At 70.6% G+C, this 23,013-nt stretch carries 22 protein-coding genes; 10 read left to right on the forward strand and 12 right to left on the reverse strand.

Annotated elements, in window-relative coordinates; genetic code table 11:
- Window positions 1–47: 47 nt before the first annotated feature.
- Window positions 48–986 (reverse strand): ABC transporter substrate-binding protein, encoded by a 939-nt coding sequence (locus tag AB4Z01_RS05700; protein WP_441691448.1) that lies wholly within the window; start codon window positions 984–986, stop codon window positions 48–50.
- A gap of 72 nt (window positions 987–1,058) precedes the next feature.
- Window positions 1,059–2,897 (reverse strand): amino acid ABC transporter permease/ATP-binding protein, encoded by a 1,839-nt coding sequence (locus tag AB4Z01_RS05705; RefSeq protein ID WP_441691450.1) that lies wholly within the window; start codon window positions 2,895–2,897, stop codon window positions 1,059–1,061.
- Window positions 2,898–3,092: 195 nt separating this feature from the next.
- On the opposite strand from AB4Z01_RS05705, the gene AB4Z01_RS05710 reads away from it, so the two are divergent.
- Window positions 3,093–4,022, forward strand: a complete 930-nt coding sequence (locus AB4Z01_RS05710; protein WP_441691452.1) for an ABC transporter substrate-binding protein — start codon at window positions 3,093–3,095, stop codon at window positions 4,020–4,022.
- Between the two features lie 13 nt (window positions 4,023–4,035).
- Window positions 4,036–5,088 (forward strand): LLM class flavin-dependent oxidoreductase, encoded by a 1,053-nt coding sequence (locus AB4Z01_RS05715; RefSeq protein WP_441691455.1) that lies wholly within the window; start codon window positions 4,036–4,038, stop codon window positions 5,086–5,088.
- A 35-nt stretch (window positions 5,089–5,123) separates the two neighbouring features.
- On the opposite strand, the gene AB4Z01_RS05720 is transcribed toward AB4Z01_RS05715, so the two are convergent.
- From AB4Z01_RS05720 to AB4Z01_RS05735, 4 genes are read right to left on the reverse strand one after another with little or no spacing between them, the layout of a single operon-like run.
- On the reverse strand, window positions 5,124–5,918 hold the full coding sequence (locus AB4Z01_RS05720) for an ABC transporter ATP-binding protein (RefSeq protein WP_441691457.1): 795 nt from the start codon (window positions 5,916–5,918) through the stop codon (window positions 5,124–5,126).
- Window positions 5,912–6,934 carry an ABC transporter permease gene (locus AB4Z01_RS05725; RefSeq protein ID WP_441691459.1) on the reverse strand — a complete coding sequence of 341 codons (1,023 nt, stop codon included), beginning with the start codon at window positions 6,932–6,934 and terminating at the stop codon, window positions 5,912–5,914. The genes AB4Z01_RS05720 and AB4Z01_RS05725 overlap by 7 nt, the downstream gene beginning before the upstream one ends.
- A 33-nt stretch (window positions 6,935–6,967) precedes the next feature.
- Window positions 6,968–7,978 (reverse strand): ABC transporter substrate-binding protein, encoded by a 1,011-nt coding sequence (locus AB4Z01_RS05730; RefSeq protein WP_441691462.1) that lies wholly within the window; start codon window positions 7,976–7,978, stop codon window positions 6,968–6,970.
- A 26-nt stretch (window positions 7,979–8,004) separates the two neighbouring features.
- Window positions 8,005–8,556, reverse strand: a complete 552-nt coding sequence (locus tag AB4Z01_RS05735; RefSeq protein WP_441691465.1) for an OsmC family protein — start codon at window positions 8,554–8,556, stop codon at window positions 8,005–8,007.
- Window positions 8,557–8,902: 346 nt separating this feature from the next.
- On the opposite strand from AB4Z01_RS05735, the gene AB4Z01_RS05740 reads away from it, so the two are divergent.
- From AB4Z01_RS05740 to AB4Z01_RS05775, 8 genes are all read left to right on the forward strand, one after another.
- Window positions 8,903–10,534: a TIGR04028 family ABC transporter substrate-binding protein gene (locus AB4Z01_RS05740; RefSeq protein WP_441691467.1), complete on the forward strand. Its 1,632-nt coding sequence runs from the start codon at window positions 8,903–8,905 to the stop codon at window positions 10,532–10,534.
- An 80-nt stretch (window positions 10,535–10,614) separates the two neighbouring features.
- Window positions 10,615–11,556 (forward strand): ABC transporter permease, encoded by a 942-nt coding sequence (locus AB4Z01_RS05745; protein ID WP_441691469.1) that lies wholly within the window; start codon window positions 10,615–10,617, stop codon window positions 11,554–11,556.
- Window positions 11,553–12,410 (forward strand): ABC transporter permease, encoded by an 858-nt coding sequence (locus AB4Z01_RS05750; RefSeq protein ID WP_441691472.1) that lies wholly within the window; start codon window positions 11,553–11,555, stop codon window positions 12,408–12,410. The genes AB4Z01_RS05745 and AB4Z01_RS05750 overlap by 4 nt, the downstream gene beginning before the upstream one ends.
- Window positions 12,407–14,023, forward strand: a complete 1,617-nt coding sequence (locus AB4Z01_RS05755; protein WP_441691473.1) for a dipeptide ABC transporter ATP-binding protein — start codon at window positions 12,407–12,409, stop codon at window positions 14,021–14,023. The genes AB4Z01_RS05750 and AB4Z01_RS05755 overlap by 4 nt, the downstream gene beginning before the upstream one ends.
- A 13-nt stretch (window positions 14,024–14,036) precedes the next feature.
- Window positions 14,037–15,065, forward strand: a complete 1,029-nt coding sequence (locus AB4Z01_RS05760; protein ID WP_441691475.1) for a putative FMN-dependent luciferase-like monooxygenase — start codon at window positions 14,037–14,039, stop codon at window positions 15,063–15,065.
- A 33-nt stretch (window positions 15,066–15,098) separates the two neighbouring features.
- Entirely contained in the window at window positions 15,099–15,692 is a 594-nt protein-coding gene (locus tag AB4Z01_RS05765; protein ID WP_441691477.1) for a CMD domain protein, read from the forward strand.
- Window positions 15,693–15,700: 8 nt separating this feature from the next.
- Window positions 15,701–16,303, forward strand: a complete 603-nt coding sequence (locus AB4Z01_RS05770) for an alkylhydroperoxidase domain protein (protein WP_441691479.1) — start codon at window positions 15,701–15,703, stop codon at window positions 16,301–16,303.
- A 197-nt stretch (window positions 16,304–16,500) separates the two neighbouring features.
- Window positions 16,501–17,247 carry a VOC family protein gene (locus AB4Z01_RS05775; protein ID WP_441691481.1) on the forward strand — a complete coding sequence of 249 codons (747 nt, stop codon included), beginning with the start codon at window positions 16,501–16,503 and terminating at the stop codon, window positions 17,245–17,247.
- A gap of 62 nt (window positions 17,248–17,309) precedes the next feature.
- Here the strand turns inward: AB4Z01_RS05775 and AB4Z01_RS05780 are convergent, their stop codons facing one another.
- From AB4Z01_RS05780 to AB4Z01_RS05805, 6 genes are all read right to left on the reverse strand, one after another.
- Window positions 17,310–18,401 carry an ABC transporter ATP-binding protein gene (locus tag AB4Z01_RS05780; protein WP_441691483.1) on the reverse strand — a complete coding sequence of 364 codons (1,092 nt, stop codon included), beginning with the start codon at window positions 18,399–18,401 and terminating at the stop codon, window positions 17,310–17,312.
- Window positions 18,398–19,198 (reverse strand): ABC transporter permease, encoded by an 801-nt coding sequence (locus AB4Z01_RS05785; RefSeq protein WP_441691485.1) that lies wholly within the window; start codon window positions 19,196–19,198, stop codon window positions 18,398–18,400. Before AB4Z01_RS05785 ends, AB4Z01_RS05780 begins: the two co-directional genes overlap by 4 nt.
- Before the next feature lie 10 nt (window positions 19,199–19,208).
- The gene (locus AB4Z01_RS05790) at window positions 19,209–20,072 is read right to left on the reverse strand and encodes an ABC transporter permease (RefSeq protein ID WP_441691487.1); all 864 of its coding nucleotides are present in this window, start codon (window positions 20,070–20,072) and stop codon (window positions 19,209–19,211) included.
- 61 nt (window positions 20,073–20,133) lie between these two features.
- Window positions 20,134–21,159, reverse strand: a complete 1,026-nt coding sequence (locus AB4Z01_RS05795) for an ABC transporter substrate-binding protein (RefSeq protein ID WP_441691489.1) — start codon at window positions 21,157–21,159, stop codon at window positions 20,134–20,136.
- 53 nt (window positions 21,160–21,212) lie between these two features.
- Window positions 21,213–21,527 (reverse strand): NIPSNAP family protein, encoded by a 315-nt coding sequence (locus AB4Z01_RS05800; protein ID WP_441691492.1) that lies wholly within the window; start codon window positions 21,525–21,527, stop codon window positions 21,213–21,215.
- Between the two features lie 11 nt (window positions 21,528–21,538).
- The gene (locus AB4Z01_RS05805) at window positions 21,539–23,008 is read right to left on the reverse strand and encodes an aldehyde dehydrogenase (RefSeq protein ID WP_441691494.1); all 1,470 of its coding nucleotides are present in this window, start codon (window positions 23,006–23,008) and stop codon (window positions 21,539–21,541) included.
- Between the last annotated feature and the right edge of the window lie 5 nt (window positions 23,009–23,013).

The following is a 23,013-nucleotide window of genomic DNA, read 5'->3' on the forward strand; positions in this document are numbered from 1 at the left end:
CGGGGCGGGGAAGGGCGGCCGCGACGGTCGCGGCCGCAGGTTCTGGCTCAGACCTTCGGCAGGCCGGGCGGGTTGGTGCGCGACTGCTCGATCGCCTCGGCGGTCAGGTTCCAGCGCTCCAGCGCCGCGCGGTACGTGCCGTTGGCGATCAGCGAATTGATCGCCAGGGTCAGGGCGTCGGCCAGGCCGGCACCCTTGCGGGTGGTGATCGCGATCTCCGCCGTCAGCGGCCAGCCGCCGTTGATCACGCCGACCGGCCGGGTCTTGCCGCCGACCGCCGCGGCATAGGCCAGGCGGGAGTTCGGGTTGATCTCGACATCGGCGCGGCCGGAGGTCAGCGCCAGCTGCGACGCGCCGTTGTCGTCGAAGTACAGGAACTCCGCTGGCTTCAGCCCCGCCGCCACGTTCTGGCGGTCCCACTCGACCACGATCTTCTCCTGGTTGGTGCCGGCGCCGACGATGATCTTCAGCCCGGCGATGTCCTTCGGCTCCTTGATCGACTGGATCGGGCTGTTCAGGGGCACATAGGCGCCGAGCACGTCCTGGCGGTAGGAGGAGAAGTCGAAGCGCTGCTTGCGCTCCTCGGTCACCGTCACGTTGCTGATCACGGCGTCGAACCGGCCCGAGACCAGGCCCAGCGGCCAGTCGGCCCAGGCCACCGGCACGAACTCGACCTTCCGCCCCAGCGCTTCCGCCACCAGCGAGGCCAGGTCGGCATCGGTGCCGACCACGGTCTTGGCATCCGAGGCGTAGGTGTTCAGCGGCGGATCGCCGACGCTGACGCCGACGGTGAACACCCCGTCCTTGACGAATTTGAAATCGGGCGAGACGGCGGCGACCGCCGCATCGACCTTCTGGGTGTGGATCCGGCCGGCCTGCTCCGGGCTGAGATCGAAGGCCTTGGTCTGCGCCTGGGCACCGAGGGCGGTGAGGAGAGCGGCGGCGATGCCGATGGCCGCAGCGGCCGCGTTCCGGCGGATGGACATGGTGGGACTCCTGATTTCTGGACTGATGGACAGCGGCGGCGTGGGGAACCCGGCGGCGAGGCCGGGAAGGGGCTAGAGGACCTTGGCCAGGAACTCGGCGGTCCGGGGGTGCCTCGGCGCGGTGAAGACCTGGGATGGCGGGCCCTGCTCCAGGATCCGGCCGCCATCCATGAACACGACGCTGTCGGCGACCTCGCGGGCGAAGCCGATCTCATGGGTGACGATCACCAGCGTAGTGCCGGACCGGGCCAGAGCGCGGATCACGTCCAGCACTTCGCCGACCAGCTCGGGGTCGAGGGCGGAGGTCGGCTCGTCGAACAGCAGCACCTTGGGTTTCAGCGCCAAAGCACGGGCGATGGCGACGCGCTGCTGCTGGCCGCCGGACAGCTGGCGCGGATAGGAATGGGCCTTGTCGCTCAGCCCCACCCGGGCGAGGAGAGACAGGGCCTCCGCCGTCGCCTCCGCCTTCGACCGCCGGCGCAGTGCGACCGGCGCCTCGATCACATTCTCCAGCACCGTCAGATGCGGGAACAGGTTGAAGGTCTGGAACACCATGCCGACCTCGGCCCGGCGCTTCAGGATCTCGGCTTCCTTCAGCTCGTACAGGGTGTCGCCGCGCTCGCGGTAGCCCAGCAGCGCGCCGTCGACGGTGATGAAGCCGGCATCGACCTTTTCCAGATGGTTGATGCTGCGCAGCAGCGTCGACTTGCCGGAGCCGGAGGGGCCGAGGATCACGGTGACGTCGCCGGACGGGATGGTCAGGCTGACCTCGTCCAGCACCTTCAGCGACCCGAAGCTCTTCGACACGCCCTGGATCCGCACCTCGCCGCGGGCGCTGGACAGCGGCTGCCAGACGGCTTGGGGCACCGGCGCCGCGATGACCGGCAGGGCCGCGACAGGCTCGGCCGCGACCGGCTCGGTCTGGCGGCCGGCGCGCCAGGCCTTCAGCCGCTGGATCGGCGTCGGCGGCAGGGTGCGCAGCGCGCCGCGGGCGAAGTGCCGCTCGATGTAGAACTGGATGACCGACAGCGCGATCATGATGATCAGGTACCAGACGGTCGCGACCATCAGCAGCGGGATCACCGCCAGGTTGCGGCGGTAGATCACCTGCACCGTGTAGAACAGCTCCGGCAGCGCCAGCACGTAGACCATGGACGTGCCCTTGGCCAGGCTGATCAGCTCGTTGAAGGCGGTCGGCAGGATCGCCCGCATCGCCTGCGGCAGGACGATGCGGAAGGCCTGGCGCCGGCGCGGCAGGCCCAGCGCCGCCGCGGCCTCCAGCTGGCCCTGGTCGACCGACAGGATGCCGCCGCGGATGATCTCGGCCGAGAAGGCGGCCTGGTTCAGGCTCAGGCCCAGAAGCGCCGCGGCATAGGGGCCGAGCAGCGAGACCGTCGGATACTCGCCGAAGACGATGTCGGTGAAGGGGATGCCCAGCCGGACCGTCTCGTACAGGTAGCCCAGGTTGAACAGGATCAGCAGCAGCACGATCAGCGGGATCGAGCGCAGCAGCCAGATGTAGCCCCAGGCCAGGCCGGACAGCAGCGGCGACTTCGACACCCGCGCCAAGGCCAAGCCGGTGCCCAGCAGGAAGCCGAGGGCGGAACCGACGGCTGTCAGCAGGATGGTGCGGCCCAGCCCGTCCATCACCGGCTCGGCGAAGAACCATTCGGCGAAGACGCCCCACTCCCAGCGCTCATTGGTCAGGATCGAGTGCAGCACCGCGATCATGACGACCACTGCGGCCAGGCTGCCGGCGGTGCGGCCGGGGTGGCGGGCGCCGACCACCCGGTGGCGGGAATAGTCGCGCGCCTCGGGCTGGTCCCGGCGCCGCACAGCCTCGGGCGCGGCCTCCGCCAGGCGGGGCAGGAGGAGCGGGCGGTCCTGCAGGTCGATGTCTTGGCTGGTCATGCGGTCTCGCAATCGGCTGTCGCTGCCTGGTGCCGCCGGACCGCAAGGCGGCCCGCCGATCAGATATAACAGTTAAAACATGCATAAATTGCAGTTTCAACATACCTATTGCGCATATGTAGTTTCCTACTGTCAACTGAGTCCGTACATTGACCGGCATGATCGGTCATCGACCGCGGCCCCAGGAGGGACAGAATGTTCGGATTGGTCTCCAGACGGGCGGTCGCCGCCCTGGTCATGGCCTTGGCCGCCGGCGTCGCGCCGGCCCTTGCCCAGAGCCTCGACCTGAGCCCGGAGCAGCCGGGCCGCCTGCGGGCGCAGAAGGACGAGGCGATCGCGGCCACGCTGCCGAAGGGCTTCCGATTCGCCGAGGACGGCGTCCTGACCGTGGCGGTGGCGCCGGGCCAGCCGCCGATCGCCACCTATGCGACCGATGCGCGGACCGTCATCGGCGCCGACCCGGACCTGGCCCAGCTCGTCGCCGACCTGCTGGGCCTCAAGCTCAAGCTGGTGGCCGTGGCCTGGGCGGACTGGCCGCTGGGCCTGGCCTCGGGCAAATACGACGCCGTGATCTCCAATGTCGGCGTGACCGAGGAGCGCAAGCAGCGTTTCGACTTCTCCAGCTACCGCAAGGGCCTGCACGGCTTCTATGTGAAATCCAACAGCCCGATCGGCTCGCTCAAGGAGCCGAAGGACATCGCCGGCCTGCGGATCATCACCTCATCCGGCACCAACCAGGAGCGGATCCTGCTGGAATGGGACCGGCAGAACGTGGCCCGGGGCCTGGCCCCGGCCGAGCTGCAATACTATGACGACCAGGCCGCCTGGGGGCTGGCGATCCAGGCCGGGCGGGCCGACGCGCTGTTCAGCGTCAATGCCGCCCTGGCCTACCAGGCCCGTGACGGCAGCCTCAAGCCGGTCGGGACGGTCAGCTCCGGCTGGCCGCTGGATGCCGAGACCGGCATCACCACCCGTCGCGGCAGCGGCCTGGCCGATGCCTTCACCGCCGCGATCAACGCGCTGATCGCGGACGGCAAATACGCCGGATCGCTGGCGCGCTGGAACCTCTCCGCCGAGGCGATCGACCGGTCGCGCACGAATCCGCCCGGCCTGCCGAAGTTCTGACGAGGACCGCATTATGGCATCGATCGACCATGCCGGGTTCCTGACCCCCGGCAGCTTCCCGGAGGCCGACCCGCAGGACGGGCTGGAGAAGGCGCTGCGCCTCTTCGCCCATGGCGAGCGGCTGGGCTTCGACAGCGCCTGGATTCGCCAGCGGCATCTCGAGCCTGGGGTGTCATCGGCCGCGGTGTTCCTGGCCGCGGCCAGCCAGCGCACCCGCCGCATCCAGCTCGGCACCGCCGTGATCCAGATCGGCTATGAGAGCCCGTACCGGCTGGCCGAGGACCTCGCCACCGTCGACGTGCTGTCGGGCGGGCGGCTGAATGTCGGGCTCAGCGCCGGCGTCCCGCCGCATGCCGACCTGCTGGGGCCGCGCGTCTTCGACGGCGACTGGACCGGCTACGACCTGTCCTACGGCCGGGTCGAGCGCCTGGCCGACAACCTCCGCGGCGCCTATCTCGGCGAACCGGACCGGGTCGTGGTCAACGCCGCCGGCCGCCACCGGCCCCGGCTGCAGCCCGTCGCCGAAGGGCTGGTCGACCGGCTGTGGTATGGCGGCGGGTCGCTGCGCTCCGCCGGCTGGGCCGGGCGCGCCGGCCTCAACCTGCTGATCGGCAACGTCACCTCGGGCGAGGACACCGACGACTTCTTCACCGCCCAGCGGCGCCAGCTCGACGTCTATCGCGCGGCCTGGCGCGGGGCGCGCCCGGCCCGCGTGGCCCTGGGCCGGGTGATCGTGCCCTTCGACAGCGCCGATGACTGGACCCGGGCTCGCTATGCCGAATATGCCGCCAGCCGCCGCCAGCGCACGCTGGCGCCGCAGGGCGAGCGGCGGACCCTGTTCGCGCCGGATCTCGTCGGGACGTCGGACCAGATCCTCGAGGCCCTGGCCCGGGATCCGGTGCTGGCCGAGGTGTCGGAGTTGCGGCTGGAGCTGCCCTACGAGTTCCGGCCCTTCGAATACGAGCAGATCCTGGGCGACGCGGTGCGTCATATCCTGCCGCAGCTCGGCTGGCGTGCGGCAGCGCCGGAGCGCCGCCCCGCCCCGCAGCACGCGTCGGAGGCCTGAGGCGCGCGGCACAGATCGCCGCGGTCCGCGCCGCCTTACCAGCTGGCGTCGAGGCCGAGCAGCCGCAGCGCTTCGTGCCGCAGCGCCGCCAGATGCGGGTCGCCGCGGTGGCGGGGATAGGGACGGTCGTTGACGATCTCGGCCAGGATCCGGGCCGGGCGGTCGCTCAGCACGATCACCCGGCTGGCCAGGATCAGCGCCTCCTCCACGTCGTGTGTGACGAGAAGCGCGCTGAACCCCCGGCGCTGCCAGAGATCGAGCAGCTCGCCCTGCATGGTCAGGCGGGTGAGGGAGTCGAGCTTGCCCAGCGGCTCGTCCAGGATCAGCAGGTTGGGGTCGTTGACCAAGGCGCGGGCCAGGGCCACGCGCTGGGCCATGCCGCCGGACAGCTGGCGCGGCCAGGCGCCGCCGAAGCCGGAGAGGCCGACCAGCCGCAGCGCCTCGTCGACCCGGCCGCGCCGGCTGCGCAGCAGGCCCTGGGCCTGCGGTCCCAGCGCGACATTGTCCCAGACCGTGCGCCAGGGAAACAGCGTCGGGTCCTGGAACACCACGACGCGCGAGGGCGAGGTCGAGCGGATCTCGGTGCCATCGGCGAGGATCGCGCCGGCGGTCGGCGGCTCCAGCCCCGCCACCAGCCGCAGCAGGGTGGACTTGCCGCAGCCGGATGGGCCGAGCAGGGCGACGAACTCGCCCGGCTCGATGGTCAGGCTGATCCGGTCCAACACCGGCAGGGCGGCGCCCTCCAGCTCGAACTGATGGCTGACGTCGCGGATCTCGATCCGGGCGCCCTCCGTCCCGGCCTCGGCCTCGCGGATCGCCGCGGCTACCATCGCACCACTCCCTTCTGCCAGGCCAGCAGCCGGTCGCGCAGCCGGAACAGCAGCGTGATCAGGCCGGAGAACACCAGCGCCATCACGATCAGCGCCGCATACATGTTGGAGTAGGAGGCCCAGCCCTGGGCCCATTGCAGGTACCAGCCCAGGCCCGACTTCACGCCCATCATCTCGGCCGCGACCAGCACCGAGAAGGAGGCGCCGAGGCCCATGAACAGGCCGACGAAGACATGCGGCAGCGCCGCCGGGATGGCGACGCGCAGCACCAGGAAGCGCCCGCCGGCGCCGAGGGTGCGGGCGACGTCGTAATAGGCCCGGTCGACGCTGGCGACGCCGGACCAGGTCAGCACGGTGACCGGGAACCAGGTGGCCAGCGCGATCAGGAACACCGCCGCCGCCCAGCTGGACGGGAAGAAGAAGAAGGCCAGCGGCAGCAGCGCGGTCGACGGGATCGGGCCCAAGAGCCGCAGCACCGGATGCACCCAGTAGCCCAACGCGCGTGACCAGCCGACCGCGACGCCGGTCAGGAAGCCGGAGACGGCGCCGAGGACATAGCCGTTGGCGAGCAGCCAGAGCGAGTTGACCAGGCTGTCCCCGAGCCGCGGCCAGTCATCGGCATAGACCTCGATCAGCGCCTGCGGCGGGGCGAAGAACGGGACGGGGAGGAGGGCCAGCTTCGCCGTCACCGCCTCCCACACCGCGAACAGCACCGGCAGCGCCACCAGCCAGGGGCCGGCGGGCCGGAGCCAGGCGAAGACGGGCCCCAGCCGCCGGCCCAGCACCGCTACGGTGGCCAGGAGGACGGCGAGCAGGGCGACGCCGATCGCGAATTCCGTCGTGTAGGCCCAGTCGGCGAAGCCGACCTTGCGGTTCGGCCATTGCCAGGTCAGCGCCGCCAGCGCCAGCCAGGCCGCTGCGGCGACCAGTCCGGTGATCCAGAGGCGGTCCGGCTGGGCCGTTCGCGCCTGGGCGGCCGGCGGCGCGCCGGCCAGGCTGTGGTCAAGCAAGGACATCGGGGGCGATCACCTTGGCTTCGGTGGCGTCGGTCACGACAGCACGTCCACGGTCACCGCCTCGGCGAACAGCGCGGGGTCGGTGCTGGAGCGCAGCACGTTCACCAGCTTGAGGTCCTCGGCATAGGCCTGGATCTCGCGTCTCAGCTCCAGCCCGGCCGGGTGATGGCCATGGGTCAGGGTGTGCAGCACCGCGGCCAGGTCGGCCGCGCTGGCGGTCGACATCGAGGTGCAGATCTCGGCCGTCGCCTCCGGGTGCTGCACCACCCAGTCCGACGCCTCCAGGATGGCGCGGCTGAGTGCCGCCGCAGTCGGCCTGTCGTCCTCGATCAGGCCACCGCGGATGCCCAGCACGCAGCACACCTTCTCGCGGTATTCGCCGGACAGGTTGGTGGCGATCTCGACCAGGTCGGGCTGGGTCTTCTGCAGCAAATAGAGGTTCGGGTCGCCGTCGGCGATCGCCTGGATCTCGCCCTTCTGCACCGCCAGCCCCAGCAGGTTCGCGGGGTACTGGCGCCAGGTGATCTCGCGCTCCGGATCGATGCCGTGCTTGGTCAGGTAGATGGCGAAGAAGTTCTTGCCCGGGCTGGCCAGGTCGCTGACCCCGACGGTCTTGCCGCGCAGGCTCTCCAGCGTCGTCACCCCGGCGGCCTGGGAGCCGACGAGGCGGGAGCAGCCGCCATGCGAGCTGGCGGTCAGCTTGACGTCGAAGCCCTGCTCCAGCGCCTTCAGCCAGCGATGCACCATGCCGATGCCGGCATCGGCCTTGCCGGTGGCGATCGCCTCCAGCAGCTGGTCGGTCGAGCCGGCGAAGTTGATCAGCTCGACGTCCAGGTTGTGCTTCTGGAAGATGCCCTGGGTCACCGCCACCGGGATCGGCGACAGGCAGATCGCGGTGGCGTTCCAGGCCAGCTTGATCGGCACCGGCTGGGTCGGGGCGCCCTGCGCCCACACCTTGGTGCCGAGTGCGGCCAGCGGCGCGGCGGCCGCCGCGAGGCCGCCGGCGCGCAGCAGGTCGCGGCGGGACAGGTCGAGAAATGCCATGGGATGTCCTCCTCGTCGCGACGGCGTCATTCCGCCGCCAGGCCGGTGGCCTGGATCTCGGTCAGCCGGATCTCGCCGGCGATCGGCTGCGGCTGGCGCAGCAGGTTCAGGATCGGGCAGTTGCGCTCCACCGCCTCCCGCAGCGCCTCGATCTCGGCCGGCGCGGCAGGGGAGGCGATCGATGCGGCATAGCGGATGCCGTGCGGGTAGATCGGCACCGCCTCGAAGCCGGGGGAACCGGCGCGCGGATCGATCGTGCCGGTCACCTCCAGCTCCAGCGAGTCGAGCGGCACGCCCAGCGCCGCTGCCTGGATCAGGAAGGTGTGGGTCAGGCAACTGCCGAGCACGCCCAGCTGCAGCTCGGGCGAGCTCGGGCCCAGGTCATAGCCGGCGAAATCCGCCTCGCTGTCGCTGATCACCTGGAAGTCGCGGATGCGGATGCGGCGGATGCCGCTGCGCCCCTCGGCCCGCACCCGGGCCGTCAGCGTCTTCGGGCCGGACTCGCCGGCGGCGACATGGGCCTTGCGGGCAGCGATCGCCTCGCGCTTCTGGCCGAGATATTCGTTGAGCGTGGTCATCTTCTGGTCCTTACGGCAAGGGCCCTCCCGGCGGCGTCAGGGCGGGGCGTCAGCGTCTCGGGGGTATGCGCAAATTATTTTGTATAATTGTATTTCAACTCATTATTGTTTGGTAAATATGATTCAGACAACATGAATCTTCCGATTTTAAGGTCTGTCGGGGTTGTCGACAGATTCGGTTAACCGTTAAAAATTTGTAATTTTTTACGAAAAAGACACCGTGTACGGTTAATTATGCCGGACGAGTGAGGTGGCGGAACGCCCAGCTGTTCGGGGTTTCCGCGCGCTTAAAGTACGTCACGAAACTGATAATCAAGTCGATCGTGCATTCGTGGAAGGGGTAATCGTGTCGATCAACACTCATCTGGGTCGCGTGCTGGCCCTGGCGGTCGTGGCACTGGCCGCAAGCCCTTCCCTGGCCGCTGACGAGACGCCGATCACCGGCGGCACGCTGATCTATCTGGAGCAGCAGTCCCACACCAACCTGTATCCGCCGGCCGGCGGCTTCTATCCGAATGGCGGGATCCTGAACCAGATCACCGACAAGCTGACCTGGCAGGATCCCAAGACCCTCGAGATCAAGCCCTGGATCGCCGAATCCTGGACCGTCAACGCCGACGCCACCGAATACACCTTCAAGCTTCGCAAGGGCGTCACCTTCTCCGACGGCACGCCGCTCGACGCCGCGGCGGTGGCGAAGAACTACGACACCTATGGCCGCGGCAATCCGGCGCTGAAGCTGCCGGTGTCCGAGGTCATCAACAACTACGACCGCAGCGAGGTGGTCGACGCCCAGTCGGTGCGCTTCTTCTTCAAGAAGCCGTCGCCCGGCTTCCTGCAAGGCACCTCGGTGATCGGCTCCGGCCTGGTCTCGCTCGCCACCCTGGCGCGGCCGTTCGACGAGCTGGGCGACGCCACCAAGATCATCGGCTCCGGCCCCTTCACGGTCGAGAGCGAGACGCTGGGCAAGGAGCTGGTGCTGAAGGCACGCGCCGACTATGCCTGGGGTCCGGCGCCGCTGGCGCATCAGGGCCGCGCCTATCTCGACGGCATCCACTACATCGTGACGCCGGAGGACAGCGTCCGCATCGGCGCGCTGCTGGCCGGCCAGGCCGATTTCATCCGCCAGGTCCAGGCCTATGACGAGCCGCAGGTGAAGGACCAGGGTTACACCGTCTACGCCGCGCCGACCCGCGGCGTGAACAACAGCGTCGTGTTCCGGCCGGACAACCCGCTGGTGGCCGATATCCGGGTGCGGCAGGCGCTGCTGCACGCGACCGACGCCGACGAGATCGTCGGCACGCTGTTCTCCGACAACTACCCGAAGGCGACCTCGGTCATCGCCTCGACCGCGCTGGGCTATGTCGACCTGTCGGCCAGGCTGGCCCATGACGAGGCGGCGGCGAAGCGGCTGCTCGACGAGGCCGGCTGGGCCCTGGGTTCCGACGGGCTGCGCCACAAGGACGGCAAGGCGCTGGAGCTGACCGCTTATGAATCCCTGCCGCAGCCGCAGAACAAGGAGACGCTGCAGCTGGTCGCCCAGCAATGGGCCCGGGTGGGGGTCAAGCTGAACGTGCTGGCTGGGGATTCCGGCAGCGCCACGGTCGACAACCTCGACCCGGAGAAGACGCCGGTGTCGCCGGCCATGGTCGGCCGCGCCGACCCGGACGTGATCAAGAGCCAGTTCTACCCGTCGAACCGCGACGTGCTGCGCCAGAAGGGCGGCGCCAGCAGCAAGGTGAAAAGCTTCGTCGACGACAAGCTCAACGGCCTTCTGGTGGGCCTGTCGTCCGAGCCGGACGCCGCCAAGCGGCTGCAGATCGTCGCCGAGGTCCAGGCCTATATCCTCGACCAGGCCTATGCGATCCCGATCTTCGAGGAGCCGCAGGCCTATGCCGGCGCGCCCTATGTCCAGGGCATCGCCTTCGAGGCGGTCGGCCGGCCGTCCTTCTACAACACCTGGCTGGCCGAGCACTGAAGGCTTCCAGAGATGCGAACTGATGCCGTCGTAGCGCTCTCTCTCTTGTCCCACTCGGTTGGGACTGCGAGGCATCGCCCATGACCCGCTATCTCCTCGGCCGGATCGGGCAGGCGGTGGTGGTGCTGTGGGCCACCTTCACCGCCGCCTTCATCCTGCTGCAGGCCCTGCCGGGCGACGCCATCCTGATCAAGTTCCAGAACCCGGAGCTGGGGCTGAGCCCGGATCAGATCGCGGAGATCCGCCAGTCCTACGGCGCCGACAGCCCACTCTGGTCGCAATATCTGCACACGCTGGGCAACACCCTGACCGGCGATTTCGGCACCTCGGTCCAGGCCGGCGTGCCGGTCGGGCAGGCGCTGCTGGCCAACCTGCCGCCGACCCTCTGGCTGGCCGGCTTCGGCTTCACGCTGGCGCTGCTGCTGGCGGTGGCGATCGCCGCCCTGTCCGGCCTCGCCGCCTTCGCCTGGCTGCGCTCCGCGGTGCAGTCGCTGCCGTCGCTGTTCGTCTCGGTGCCGACCTTCTGGCTCGGCATCATGCTGATCCAGGTCTTCTCCTTCCGGCTGAAGCTGATCCCGGTGATCAACCCCGGCCCCTGGGAAGGGCTGGTCCTGCCGGTGCTGACCCTGGCGGTGCCGATCTCGGCGCCGCTGGCGCAGATCCTGGTGCGCAGCATCGACGAGATCTCGACCCATCCCTTCGTCGCCGTCGCCCGGGCCAAGGGCGCCTCGCGCGCCGGGGTGCTGTGGCGGCACGTGGCCCGCAACGCGCTGCTGCCGACCCTGACCATCGCCGGCGTGCTGTTCGGCGAGATCCTGGCCGGCGCCGTCATCACCGAGACCGTGTTCGGGCTGAACGGCCTGGGCACGCTGACCGAGCGGGCGGTGCGCAACCAGGACACGGCGGTGATCCAGGCCGTCGTCGTGCTCTCCGCCGCCGGCTTCGTGCTGGTCAACCTCGTCGTCGACCTGCTGGCCCCGGTGCTGGACCCGCGCCTGAGACTCCGGGGAGCCGCCGCATGACCTCGCTGCAGACCACCGATCGGGCCGTGCCGGCCCGGCCGCCCCGCCGCCCGGCCTTCGCCCGGGTGCAGCCCAGCCTGCTCTTGTCCTGGGCGGTGATCGCCATCGTCACCGCCTGGGCCGTCGCCCCCGGCCTGTTCACCGGCTACAACCCGGTCGCCGGGGTGCCGCGCGAGAAGCTGCGGGCGCCCGGCGCCGAGCACATCCTCGGCACCGACGCGCTCGGCCGCGACCTGTTCGCCCGCATCGTCCATGGCGCGGTGAACTCGCTGTCCGGCGCCTTCGTCGCGGTCGCCGTCGGCCTGCTGGTCGGCACCGCCATCGGCCTGATCGCCGGATCGACCGGCCGGCGGACCGACACCCTGCTGATGCGCATCGTCGACGTGCTGCTGTCGGTGCCGTCGCTGCTGCTGTCGCTGGCCATCATCATCCTGCTCGGCTTCGGCACGGTGAATGCCGCGATCGCCGTCGGCGTCACCTCGATCGGCCGTTTCGCCCGGCTGTCCCGCTCCGAGGTGATCCTGGTGCGCCGCTCGGACTATGTCGAAGCGGCCTTCGGCAGCGGCGGCCGCTTCGGCGCCGTGCTGTGGCGGCACATCCTGCCGAACTCCGTGACCTCGGTGATCGCCCTGGCCGCAGTGCAGTTCGGCACCGCGATCCTGCAGATCTCGACCCTCGGCTTCCTCGGCTACGGCGCGCCGCCGCCGACGCCGGAATGGGGGCTGCTGATCGCCGAGGGCCGCAACTACATCGCGACGTCGTGGTGGCTGACCACCGTGCCCGGCCTGGTCGTGGTGCTGGTGGTGCTGGCCGCCAACCGCATCGGCCGGTCGATCGGGCGGAGGACGATATGACCGTGCCGGTGCTGGAGGTCGAGAGCCTCAGCGTCTCCTATACGGGCGACCGGAACGGCGCGCAGCGCGTGGTCGACGGCGTCTCCTTCCGCATCCAGCCGGGCGAGGTGGTGGCGCTGGTCGGCGAATCCGGCTCCGGCAAGACCACCACGGCCCAGGCGGTGATCGGCCTGCTGGCCGAGAACGGCCGGGTCGATGGCGGCGCCATCCGCCTCGCCGGCACCGACATCTCCGGCTGGTCGCAGAAGCGGCTCGATGTCATCCGCGGCGCCCGCATCAGCCTGATCCCGCAGGACCCCGGCAGCTCGCTGAACCCGGTCAAGACCATCGGCGCCCAGGTCGAGGAGATCCTGGCCATCCACCGCCGCGGCGACCGGGCGGCGAACCGGGCGCGGGTGGTCGAGCTGCTGGCCCGGGTCGGCCTGTCGCGGCCGGAGCTGCGGGCGCAGCAGTACCCGCACGAGCTGTCGGGCGGCATGAAGCAGCGCGTGCTGATCGCCATCGCCATCGCGCTGCAGCCGGCGCTGATCATCGCCGACGAGCCGACCAGCGCGCTCGACGTCACGGTGCAGCGTCGGATCCTCGACCTGATCGACGAGCTGCGGCGGGAGTTCGGCACCGCCGTGCTGCTGGTGACCCACGACCTCGGCATCGCCGCCGACCGGGCCGACCGGCTGATCGTGCTGCAGGGCGGCCGGATCCAGGAGCAGGGGCCGGCCGCCGAGGTCCTGGCTGCGCCGCGCAGCGCCTATACCCGCCAGTTGCTGGCCGACGCGCCGTCTTTGGCCAAGGCCGAGCGCCGTGCCCCGCGGCCGGTGGGGGAGGGCGATGACGCGATCGTGGTCGACGGGCTGGTGCAGGATTTCGACCTGCCGGGACGCGGCGGCAGCTTCCGCGCGGTCGACGGCCTGTCCTTCGCCGTGCGGCGCGGCACCACCCATGCCCTGGTCGGCGAATCCGGCTCGGGCAAGACCACCACCGTCCGTGCCGTGGTCGGGTTCCAGACTCCAACCGCCGGCCGCATCCGGATCGGCGGCGCCGACCCGGCGGCGCTGAAGGGCGAGGCGCTGCGCCAGTTCCGCCGCACCATCCAACTGGTCTACCAGAACCCGTTCGGCTCGCTCGACCCGCGGCAGAGCATCTTCGAGATCATCGAGGAGCCGCTGCTGAACTTCGAGCGCCTGCCGAAGCCCGACCGCGCCCGCAAGGTGCGCGACATGCTCGACCGGGTCGGCCTGCCGCAGGCGGTGCTGGGCCGGCGGCCGCGGGCCCTGTCGGGCGGCCAGCGCCAGCGCGTCGCCATCGCCCGCGCGTTGGTGCTGGACCCGCAGGTGCTGGTGCTGGACGAGGCGGTGTCGGCGCTCGACGTCACCGTCCAGGCCCAGATCCTGGGCCTGCTCGACACGCTGCAGCGCGACCTCGGCCTGACCTACCTGTTCGTGTCGCACGATCTCGCCGTGGTCCGGCAGATCGCCGACACCGTCTCGGTGCTGCACAATGGCCGGCAGCTCGATGCCGGGCCGGTCGAGGCGGTGTTCCGCAACCCGCGCAGCGACTACACGCGCGAGCTGATCGACGCCATCCCCGGGCGCCGGCTCGCCGTCTCCGCATGAAAGGCGTTCTCCCGTGACCATCCAGCGGCTCGGCTTCTTCACCCGGCTTCTCGACGAGGCAAGCGCGCAGGAGCGATACCGCCTGGCGACGGAGCAGATCACGACGGCGGAGCGGCACGGCTTCGACAGCGCCTGGGTCGCCCAGCATCATTTCCATGAGCCCGAGGGCGGGTTGCCGGCGCCGCTGGTGTTCCTGGCCCAGGTCGCGGCCCGCACCTCGCGCATCCGCCTCGGCACCGGCATCATCACCCTGCCGCTGGAGCACCCGGTGCGGGTGGCGGAGGATGCGGCGGTGCTCGACCTGCTGTCCGACGGCCGGCTCGAGCTCGGGCTCGGCACCGGCGGCACGCCTTCGGCCTTCGCCGCCTTCGGCCTCGACAGCGCCGAGCGGTCGGCGATCTTCGCCCGGCACCTGCAGGTGCTGCTCGACGCCTGGGGCGGGAAGCCGCTCGACGGCGGCGACACAAGGCTGTATCCGGCGGCGCCGCAGCTGCTGGACCGGATCTGGCAGGCCACCTTCTCGGTCGCCGGCGGCGCCCGGGCCGGCGCGGCCGGTGACGGGCTGATGCTGTCGCGCACCCAGCCGCGCCCGGCCGACACGCCCGACGCCACCCTGGCCGAAATCCAGGACCCGATCGTCGACGCCTATCTGGCAGCACTGCCGGTAGAGAAGGTACCGCGCATCCTGGCCTCGCGCAGCGTCTTCGTCGCCGCCGACCGCGAGACGGCGCGGCGCTTCGCCGAGCCCGGCCTGCGCCGCCAGGCCGACCGCTTCGCCGCCGCCGGCCGTGGCGCCCCGGGCGACACGCTGGACCAGCTGATTGCCGCCTTCGACGTCCATCTCGGCACGCCGGACGAGGTGATCGCCTCGCTGCGCACCGACGCCACGCTGCGCCGCGCCACCGACCTGGTGGTCCAGGTGCATTCGGTCGACCCGCCGCACCCCTTCATCCTGCGCTCGATCGAGCTGGTGGCGCAGGAGGTCGCGCCCGCCTTCGGCTGGGCCCGCCGGGATATCCGCCTCGCTGCCGCGGCCCGCTGACGGCGCAAGATCATTCGTGAGAAGGACCAGACGATGAGTGAACCGACGGCCGACGTCATCGACCTGCTGGCCGGGGTCGAGCGCGGCTCCGCCCTCGATCGGATCCGGGCCCAGCGCCCCGCCGCCCGGGAGAATGCGCAGAAGAGCTGGGCGGCGCTGTTCGAGCCCGAGGAGCCGGGGACCGTCTCGGCGCTGGAGCGCTACGCCGTCGCCGCCTTCGTCGCGGCGCTGCACCGTGAGCCTGAAACCGCCGGCTTCTATGCCGAGGCCCTGGCCGGGCGCGATTCCGGCCTGGCCGCCGCCATAGCGGTCGAGGCGGAACGGGCAGGGGCGGAAGGTCCCTATGGCCGCTACCCGGAAGGGCCGCTGAGCGCCGAGGACAAGCGCGGCCCGGTCTACCACGTCTCGGGCGAAAACCGCCCGGTGCTCGGCCCGCGCCTCGCGGCAGCGCTGGAACACACGCACCTCCTGGTGTTCCGGCCGCGCGATGCCAGCGCCGCGGCGCTGCAGGCGCTGCTCGATGCCGGCTGGTCGACCACCGACATCGTCACCCTGTCGCAGCTGGTCGCCTTCCTGTCCTTCCAGATCCGCGTCGTCGCCGGGCTGCGCGCCCTGGCTGCCGCCTGAGGCCCGCCATGACCGAGACCGTGCTGACCCATCCCGACAACCGCGAGCCGACCGTCTTCACCCAGGATGAGCTCAACTGGCTGCCCTGGCTGGAGCCGTATCCCATCGACCAGCTGACCGAGTGGCACCTCGCCGGGCTGGTCGACGCGGCCCGCGCCAAATCCGACTATTTCCGGCTGCTGGTGCGCGACCCGGACGTGCTGCAGGCGCGGACCAGGACCGACAAGGACATCTTCTACAACCCCGAGGGCGGCCTGCCGCGGGCGGAGCGCGAGCTCGCGGCTACCACGACCTCACGCCTCAACGGCTGCATCTACTGCGCCTCGGTCCATTCCCGCTTCGCCACCGTGCATTCCAAGCGCGGCGACGACGTGCAGCGCCTGCTGGACGAGGGCGTCGGCGCCGATCTCGGCGAGCGCTGGAACGCCATCGTCGCCGCCTCGGTGGCGCTGACCGAGACTCCCGGCAGCTTCGGGCCGGAGCATGTCCGGCGGCTGCGCGCTGCCGGGCTGGACGATGCGGCGGTCGCCGACGTGATCCAGGGCGCCGCCTTCTTCAACTGGGCCAACCGCCTGATGCTGTCGCTGGGCGAGCCGCAGGCGAAGGCCTGACCGCGACCAGGCGACCGGACGAAGATCCAGATGCTACCCCTATTGTCATTGCCGGGCTTGACCCGGCAATCCAGGGGCCACCCCGAGCGGCCTCGACATTCTCTGGATGCCCGGATCAAGCCCGGGCATGACAATGGGGGTAGGACTGATCCCTTCCTTCAATCGCGCCGGCTGACATTTCGAAACAGGAGACGACCATGAGCCTGTCGCTCGACCATGTGGTGATCGCCGTCCGCGACCTGACGGGGGCGGTCGCCGATTACCGGGCGCTCGGCTTCACCGTGCTGCCGGGCGGCGAGCACACCCACGGCGCCAGCCACAACGCGCTGATCGTCTTCGCCGACGGCGCCTATATCGAGCTGATCGCCTTCCGCCGTCCGAACCCGGAGTTCCGCTGGTGGCGGGTGCTCAGCGAGGCCGGCGACGGGCTGGTCGACTTTGCCCTGCTGCCCGGCGACATCGCGGCCGATGTGGCGGCGGCCAAGGCGCGCGGCCTCGAACTCGAGGGGCCGACCGACGGTGGCCGGGTGCGGCCGGACGGCGAGCGGCTGGAATGGCGCACGGCGCGGGCGGCGACCTCGGACCTGCCCTTCCTGTGCGGCGACGTCACGCCGCGGCACCTGCGGGTGCAGGAGGGCAATGTCCGCCGCCACGCCAATGGTGTGCTCGGTGTCGCCGGGATCGAGGTGGCGGTGGAGAACACCGAGGTCAGCGCCTGGCGCTATGCCGCGCTGCTCGGCATCCCGGCCGCGCGCGGCGTGCCGATCGACCTGGGCAACGGCCAGTCCGTCAGCCTGCTCGGTCCTGACCGTGCCGCGGCGGCGCTGGCGGCGCGCGGCGAGGGGCCGGTGTCGCTGACGCTGCGCGTCGCCCCAGGCAGCGCGACAGGCGATCTCGACCCAATGCGCACACAGGGAGTCCGCATCACCCGGGTCGAGGATTGAGTCCCGTCGTGGAATACGGCGCGTGTCGCCGACGCGATGGGAGTCCCGCGGCCGGAGGCGGCTCAGGCGGAGGGAAACAGTCTCGTCTGCTCGGCATCCCAGGCCACATGCACGGCATCGCCGAAGCCGAACTCCGCGTCGTCCGGGCGGGACAATGGGCTGCGCACCGCCAGCTCCTGATGCCACTGCGTCCGCACCGTGTAGTGCATGGTGTCGCCGAGGAAGGTCCGGTCGACCACCACGCCCGGCAGCCCGGCCCGGCCTGAAGCGTTGGCCGCCCGTTCCAGCCGCATCCGCTCCGGCCGCACCATCAGCATCGCCTCTCCTCCGCCACCCTCCAGCCCCTGCAGCGGAACGCCCTCGATCCGCGAGCCGTCCGGGCAGATGATCGAAGCCAAGCCGTCGCCGCTGGCCGCGATCCGGCCCGGCAGGAAGTTGGAGTTGCCGATGAAGCCGGCGGCGAAGCGCGTGCGCGAGGCATCGTAGAGGTCACGGCCGCTGCCGACCTGCTCGATCCGGCCATGGTTGAACAGGGCGATCCGGTCGGACAGGCGCAGCGCCTCCTCCTGGTCGTGGGTGACGTAGAGGATGGTCACCCCGGTCTCGCGGTGGATGCGGCGGATCTCGACCTGGAGCTCCTCGCGCAGGGTCTTGTCCAGCGCCGACAGCGGCTCGTCCATCAGCAGCAGCGGCGGGTCATAGGCCAGCGCCCGTGCCAGGGCGACGCGCTGCTGCTGGCCGCCGGACAGCTTGGCCGGCAGCCGGTCGCGATACGGCTCCAGCCGCACCAGCTCCAGCATCGCCTTGACCTTGGCCTGCACCTCCGCCTCCGGCCGGCGGCGGACGCGCAGCGGGAAGGCCACGTTCTCCGCCACCGTCAGGTGCGGGAACAGCGTGTAGCGCTGGAACACCATGCCGATGTTGCGGCGATGCGACGGCACCGCCAGCAGCGAGCGGCCGTCGAGCAGGACGTCGCCGGCGCTCGGCTCCAGCAGGCCGGCGATGATGTAGAGCGTGGTGCTCTTGCCCGAGCCGGAGGGGCCGAGGAAGGTGACGAACTCGCCGCGGGCGATGTCCAGCGAGACCGCCTCGACCGCCACCGCCTCGCCATAGGCCTTGCGGATGCCACGGATGCTGAGGAACGGCGGGGTCATGGCTCTCTGCTCCTGCGAAACAGCGCCGCCAGCAGCATCAGCGCGGCGGTGAAGGCGACCAGCAGCGCCGAGGCGGCGGCGATCACCGGCGACAGGTCCTGGCGCAACGCGCCCCAGACCCGCACCGGCAGGGTCTGCAGGTCCGGACTGGCCATGAAGATCGCCAGCACCACCTCGTCCCAGGAGGCGAGGAAGGAGAAGATCGCCGCCGCGAACAGGCCGAGGCGGATGCCCGGCAGGGTGACGCGCAGCCGCGCCTCCCACGGGCTGGCGCCGCACAGCACCGCCGCGTCCTCGATCGCCTTGTCGAAACGCTCCAGCGCGTTGGTGATCGACAGGATCGCAAAGGGCAGGGCGATGACCAGATGGGCGATGACGAAGCCGATCAACGTGCCGTTCAGATGCAGCCGCAGGAACAGGGCGTAGAGTGCGACCGCCAGCACCACCACCGGCAGCACCATCGGCGTCAGGAACAGGGCGCGCAGCAGCTCGCGGCCGCGGAACCGGCCGCGCACCAGCCCGAAGGCGGCCAGCAGCCCCAGCAGCACCGACAGCACCGTGACGATCGATGCGACCTTGAGGCTGGCCAGCACGGCGTCGAGCCAGGCTGGGTCTGCGAACAGGTCCCGGTACCAGCGCAGCGTCCAGCCGGGCGGCGGGAACTGCAGCCATTGCGATGATCCGAAGGACAGGGCCACGATCAGCAGGATCGGCAGCAGCAGGAACAGCGCCACCGCCAGGCTGATGCCGCCGAGCAGCCAGCGCAGGGCGCCGAGGCGGTCGTAGTCGAGCAGCATATGGCGCCTCCTACCCGGCGGTCCGGCCGAAGCCGAACCAGCGGATCTGCACGGCGTAAAGGGCGAGGGTGACGACCAGCAGCACCAGCGCCGCGGCCCCGGCCAGGCCCCAGTTCAGCAGCGATTGGACCAGCTGGGCGATCAGCTCCGCCAGCATCATGTTCGAGGTGCCGCCCAGCAGCGACGGCGTCACGAAATAGCCCAGCGACATGACGAAGACCATCAGCGCGCCGGCGGCGATGCCGGGCGCGACCAGCGGCAGGAACACCCGCCGCAGCGACTGGCCGCGGCTGGCGCCGCACAGCGCCGCCGCCTGGAAGATCGCCGGGTCGATGGTGCGGATCGCGGCGTGCAGCGGCAGGATCATGAAGGGCAGCATGATGTAGGTCATGCCGATGGTGACCCCGGCCAGGTTGTTGGTCAGCGCCAGCGGCTCGGAGATGATGCCCAGATTGATCAGCGCCCGGTTGATCAGCCCGGTGCGTTGCAGCAGCACCATCCAGGCATAGGTGCGGGCCAAGAGGTTGGTCCACATCGACAGCACGACGATGCCAAACAGCAGCGCCGACCAGCGCCGCGGCGCCACCGCCAGGAACCAGGCGACCGGGAAGCCCAGCGCCAGGGTGACGGCGGTGACCAGGCCGGCGACGGTGAAGGTGTTCAGGAACACCTTCAGATAGGTGGTCGACCCGAAGAACTCGGCGTAGTTGCCGAGGCCCGGCTGCGGCTCCAGCACGCTGCGCAGCAGCAGGGCCAGCACCGGCAGCACGAAGAACAGCAGCAGCAGCCCGAGCCCCGGCAGCACCAGGCCGAACCCGGCCATGGGGCGCCGGGTTCGGGGCGGGATCGGGATCGTGGTGTCGGATCGGGCCATGACCATCGCCCTGCCTCCCCGGCTCATGGGCGGCGCGGCGACCCCGCCGCGCCGCGGTCGGTCACTGCGTCTGCCAGGCGTACCAGCGCTTGGCGATGACATCGCGGTTGGCCGCCCAATACGCCATGTCCAGGTTGATCTGGCCGGCGGCGTGCTGGTCCGGCAGGGTCGCGGCGGTCGCCGCGTCCATCAGGTCCTTGGACTTCAGGTTGACCGGCGCATAGGCGGTCGCCGCCGCCAGGTCCGCCTGGCCCTTGGCGCTGGTGGCCTGCGCCAGGAACTTCATCGCCGCATCCTTGTTCGGCGCGCCCTTCGGCACCACCAGCATGTCGGCGGCGGTCAGGTTCTGCTCCCAGGACACGCCGACCTTGGTGCCGGACTGCTCCAGCGCGTGCAGCCGGCCGTTCCAGAACATGCCGAGCGGCGCCTCGCCCGAGGCCAGCAGCTGCTGCGACTGGGCGCCGCCGCCCCACCAGACGATGTCGCCCTTGATGCTGTCGAGCTTGCGGAAGGCGCGGTCGAGGTCGAGCGGGTACAGCTTGTCCGGCGCCACTCCATCGGCCAGCAGCGCGATCTCCAGCACGCCCGGCGCCGACCATTTGTAGAAGGTGCGCTTGCCGGGGAAGGCCGTGGTGTCGAACAGGTCGGCCCAGCGCTTCGGCGCCTTGTCCCCGAGCACGTCCGGGTTATAGCCCAGCACGAAGGAGTAATAGAAGCTGCCGACGGCGTGGTCGGTGACGAAGCGCGGGTCGATCTCGTCGCGCTTGACCACCGAGAAGTCGAGCGGCTCGACCAGCCCGTCCTGGGCCGCCTTGACCGCGAAGTCGTATTCGACGTCGACCACGTCCCAGGCGACGTTGCCGCTCTCCACCATGGCCTTGAACTTGCCGTAGTCGGTCGGCCCGTCCTGCTGCACCTTGATGCCGGTGGCGGCGGTGAAGGGCTCGGCCCAGGCCGCCTTCTGGGCGTCCTGCGTGGTGCCGCCCCAGCTCGTGAACACCATGCTCTGCGCCTGCGCCCCGGCCGCTGCCAGGCCGATGCTCAGGCTGGCGGCACCGGCCGCCAGGATCAACTTCAGCGTCTTCATTCATGCCTCCCGTTATTGGTTCGCAACGCGTCGCACTCTTGGCCGCTTCCGGCTCATCGCGGCGGCGAGAACGGCGCCGCCTTCAGGATCTTGCTGTCCATGGTCTCTATCAGGGCCTGGATCTTCGGCAGGAACTCCTGCCACCGGGCATCCGTCGCCAGCGCCGCGCGGCGCCGCTCGCGGTCGGCGAGATCGTCGAAGGCCCAGAGATGGACGATCTCGTTCAGCGGCCCGATCTCGGTGGCGAAATAGCCGACCAGCGTGCCGAGATGCGGGCGCTGGATGGTAATGCCCTCGTCCTCGACCAGCCGCAGGTAGTGCGGCACGGTGCCGGTCTTCAGCCGATAGGTGCGCAGCTCGTAGATCATCGTTCGGGCCCTCAGCGCATCACGAACGGGTCGGGGATCGGGTCGTCCGAGGTCCGGATCCAGACCGACTTGGTGCGCGTGTAGTCGCGCACCGACTCCTGCCCGCCCTCGCGGCCCAGCCCGCTCAGGCCGTAGCCGCCGAACGGCGCCATCGGCGAGATCGCGCGGTAGGTGTTGACCCAGACCACGCCGGCGCGGATGCGCCGGACCAGCCGGTGGGCGCGGGCCAGGTCGCGGGTGAAGATGCCGGCGGCCAGGCCGAACTCGGTGTCGTTGGCGGCCGCGACCGCCTGCTCCTCGCCGTCGAAGGACAGGACGCTCAGCACCGGGCCGAACAGCTCCTCCCGCACGCTGGGCACGGCCTGGCTGTCGCAGTCGAGGATGGTCGGCGGATAGTAGAAGCCGGCCCCGTCCCGCGGGTGGCCCCCGGCCACCAGCCGGGCGCCGGCGGCCAGGCTGCGCTCGACCACCTCGGCGATGCGGTCGCGCTGGCGCCGGGTGGCCAGCGGTCCCATCTCGGTCGCCGGATCCTGCGGGTCGCCGATGCGGATCGCGGCGGCCTTGCGCGCCAGGATCCCGAGCAGCCGGTCGCGCACGCCGCGCTCAACCAGCAGGCGCGAGCCGGCGACGCAGCTCTGCCCGCTGGCGGCGAAGATTCCGGCGATGACGGCGTTGGCGGCGCTGTCCAGGTCGGCATCGGCGAACACCAGCACCGGCGACTTGCCGCCCAGCTCCAGGGTCGTGTGGGCCAGGTTCTCGGCGGTGTTGCGGATCACGTGGCGGGCGGTCGCCGGGCCGCCGGTGAAGGCGACGCGGGCGACCAGCGGGTGGCTGGTCAGCGCCCGGCCGCAATTCTCGCCGAAGCCGGTGACGATGTTGACCACGCCCCTGGGGAAGTCCGCCCGGTCGACCAGCCGCGCGAATTCCAGCAGCGGGGCGGGGCCGTCCTCGGACGCCTTCAGCACCACGGTGCAGCCGGCGGCCAGCGCCGGCCCCAGCTTCACCGCCGACAGGAACAGCTGCGAGTTCCAGGGCACGATCGCGGCGACGATGCCGATCGGCTCGCGCCGCAGAAAGACCTCCATGTCCGGCTTGTCGATCGGCAGATGCGCGCCTTCGATCTTATCGGCCAGGCCGCCGAAATAGCGGTAGTACTCGGCGACATAGCCGATCTGGGCCCGGGTCTCGCGGATGATCTTGCCGGTGTCCCGGGTCTCGATCGCGGCCAGATGCGGCGCCTCCTCGGCCACCAGGTCGCCCAGCCGGTGCAGCAGTCGGCCGCGCTGGGTCGCCGTCATCCGCGACCAGTCGGAGTCCAGGAAGGCCCGATGCGCCGCCCGCACGGCGCGGTCGACATCGGCGGCATCGGCCGTAGGCATCACCGCCCAGGCCTCGCCGGTGGCGGGGTCGGTGCTCTCGAATGTCGCGGCGCCATCCGCGAAGGCGCCGTCGATATAGTGCTGGAACCGGGGCAGGGACATCGGAC

Source organism: Inquilinus sp. YAF38 (genome assembly GCF_052113205.1).
Taxonomy (GTDB): domain Bacteria; phylum Pseudomonadota; class Alphaproteobacteria; order DSM-16000; family Inquilinaceae; genus Inquilinus.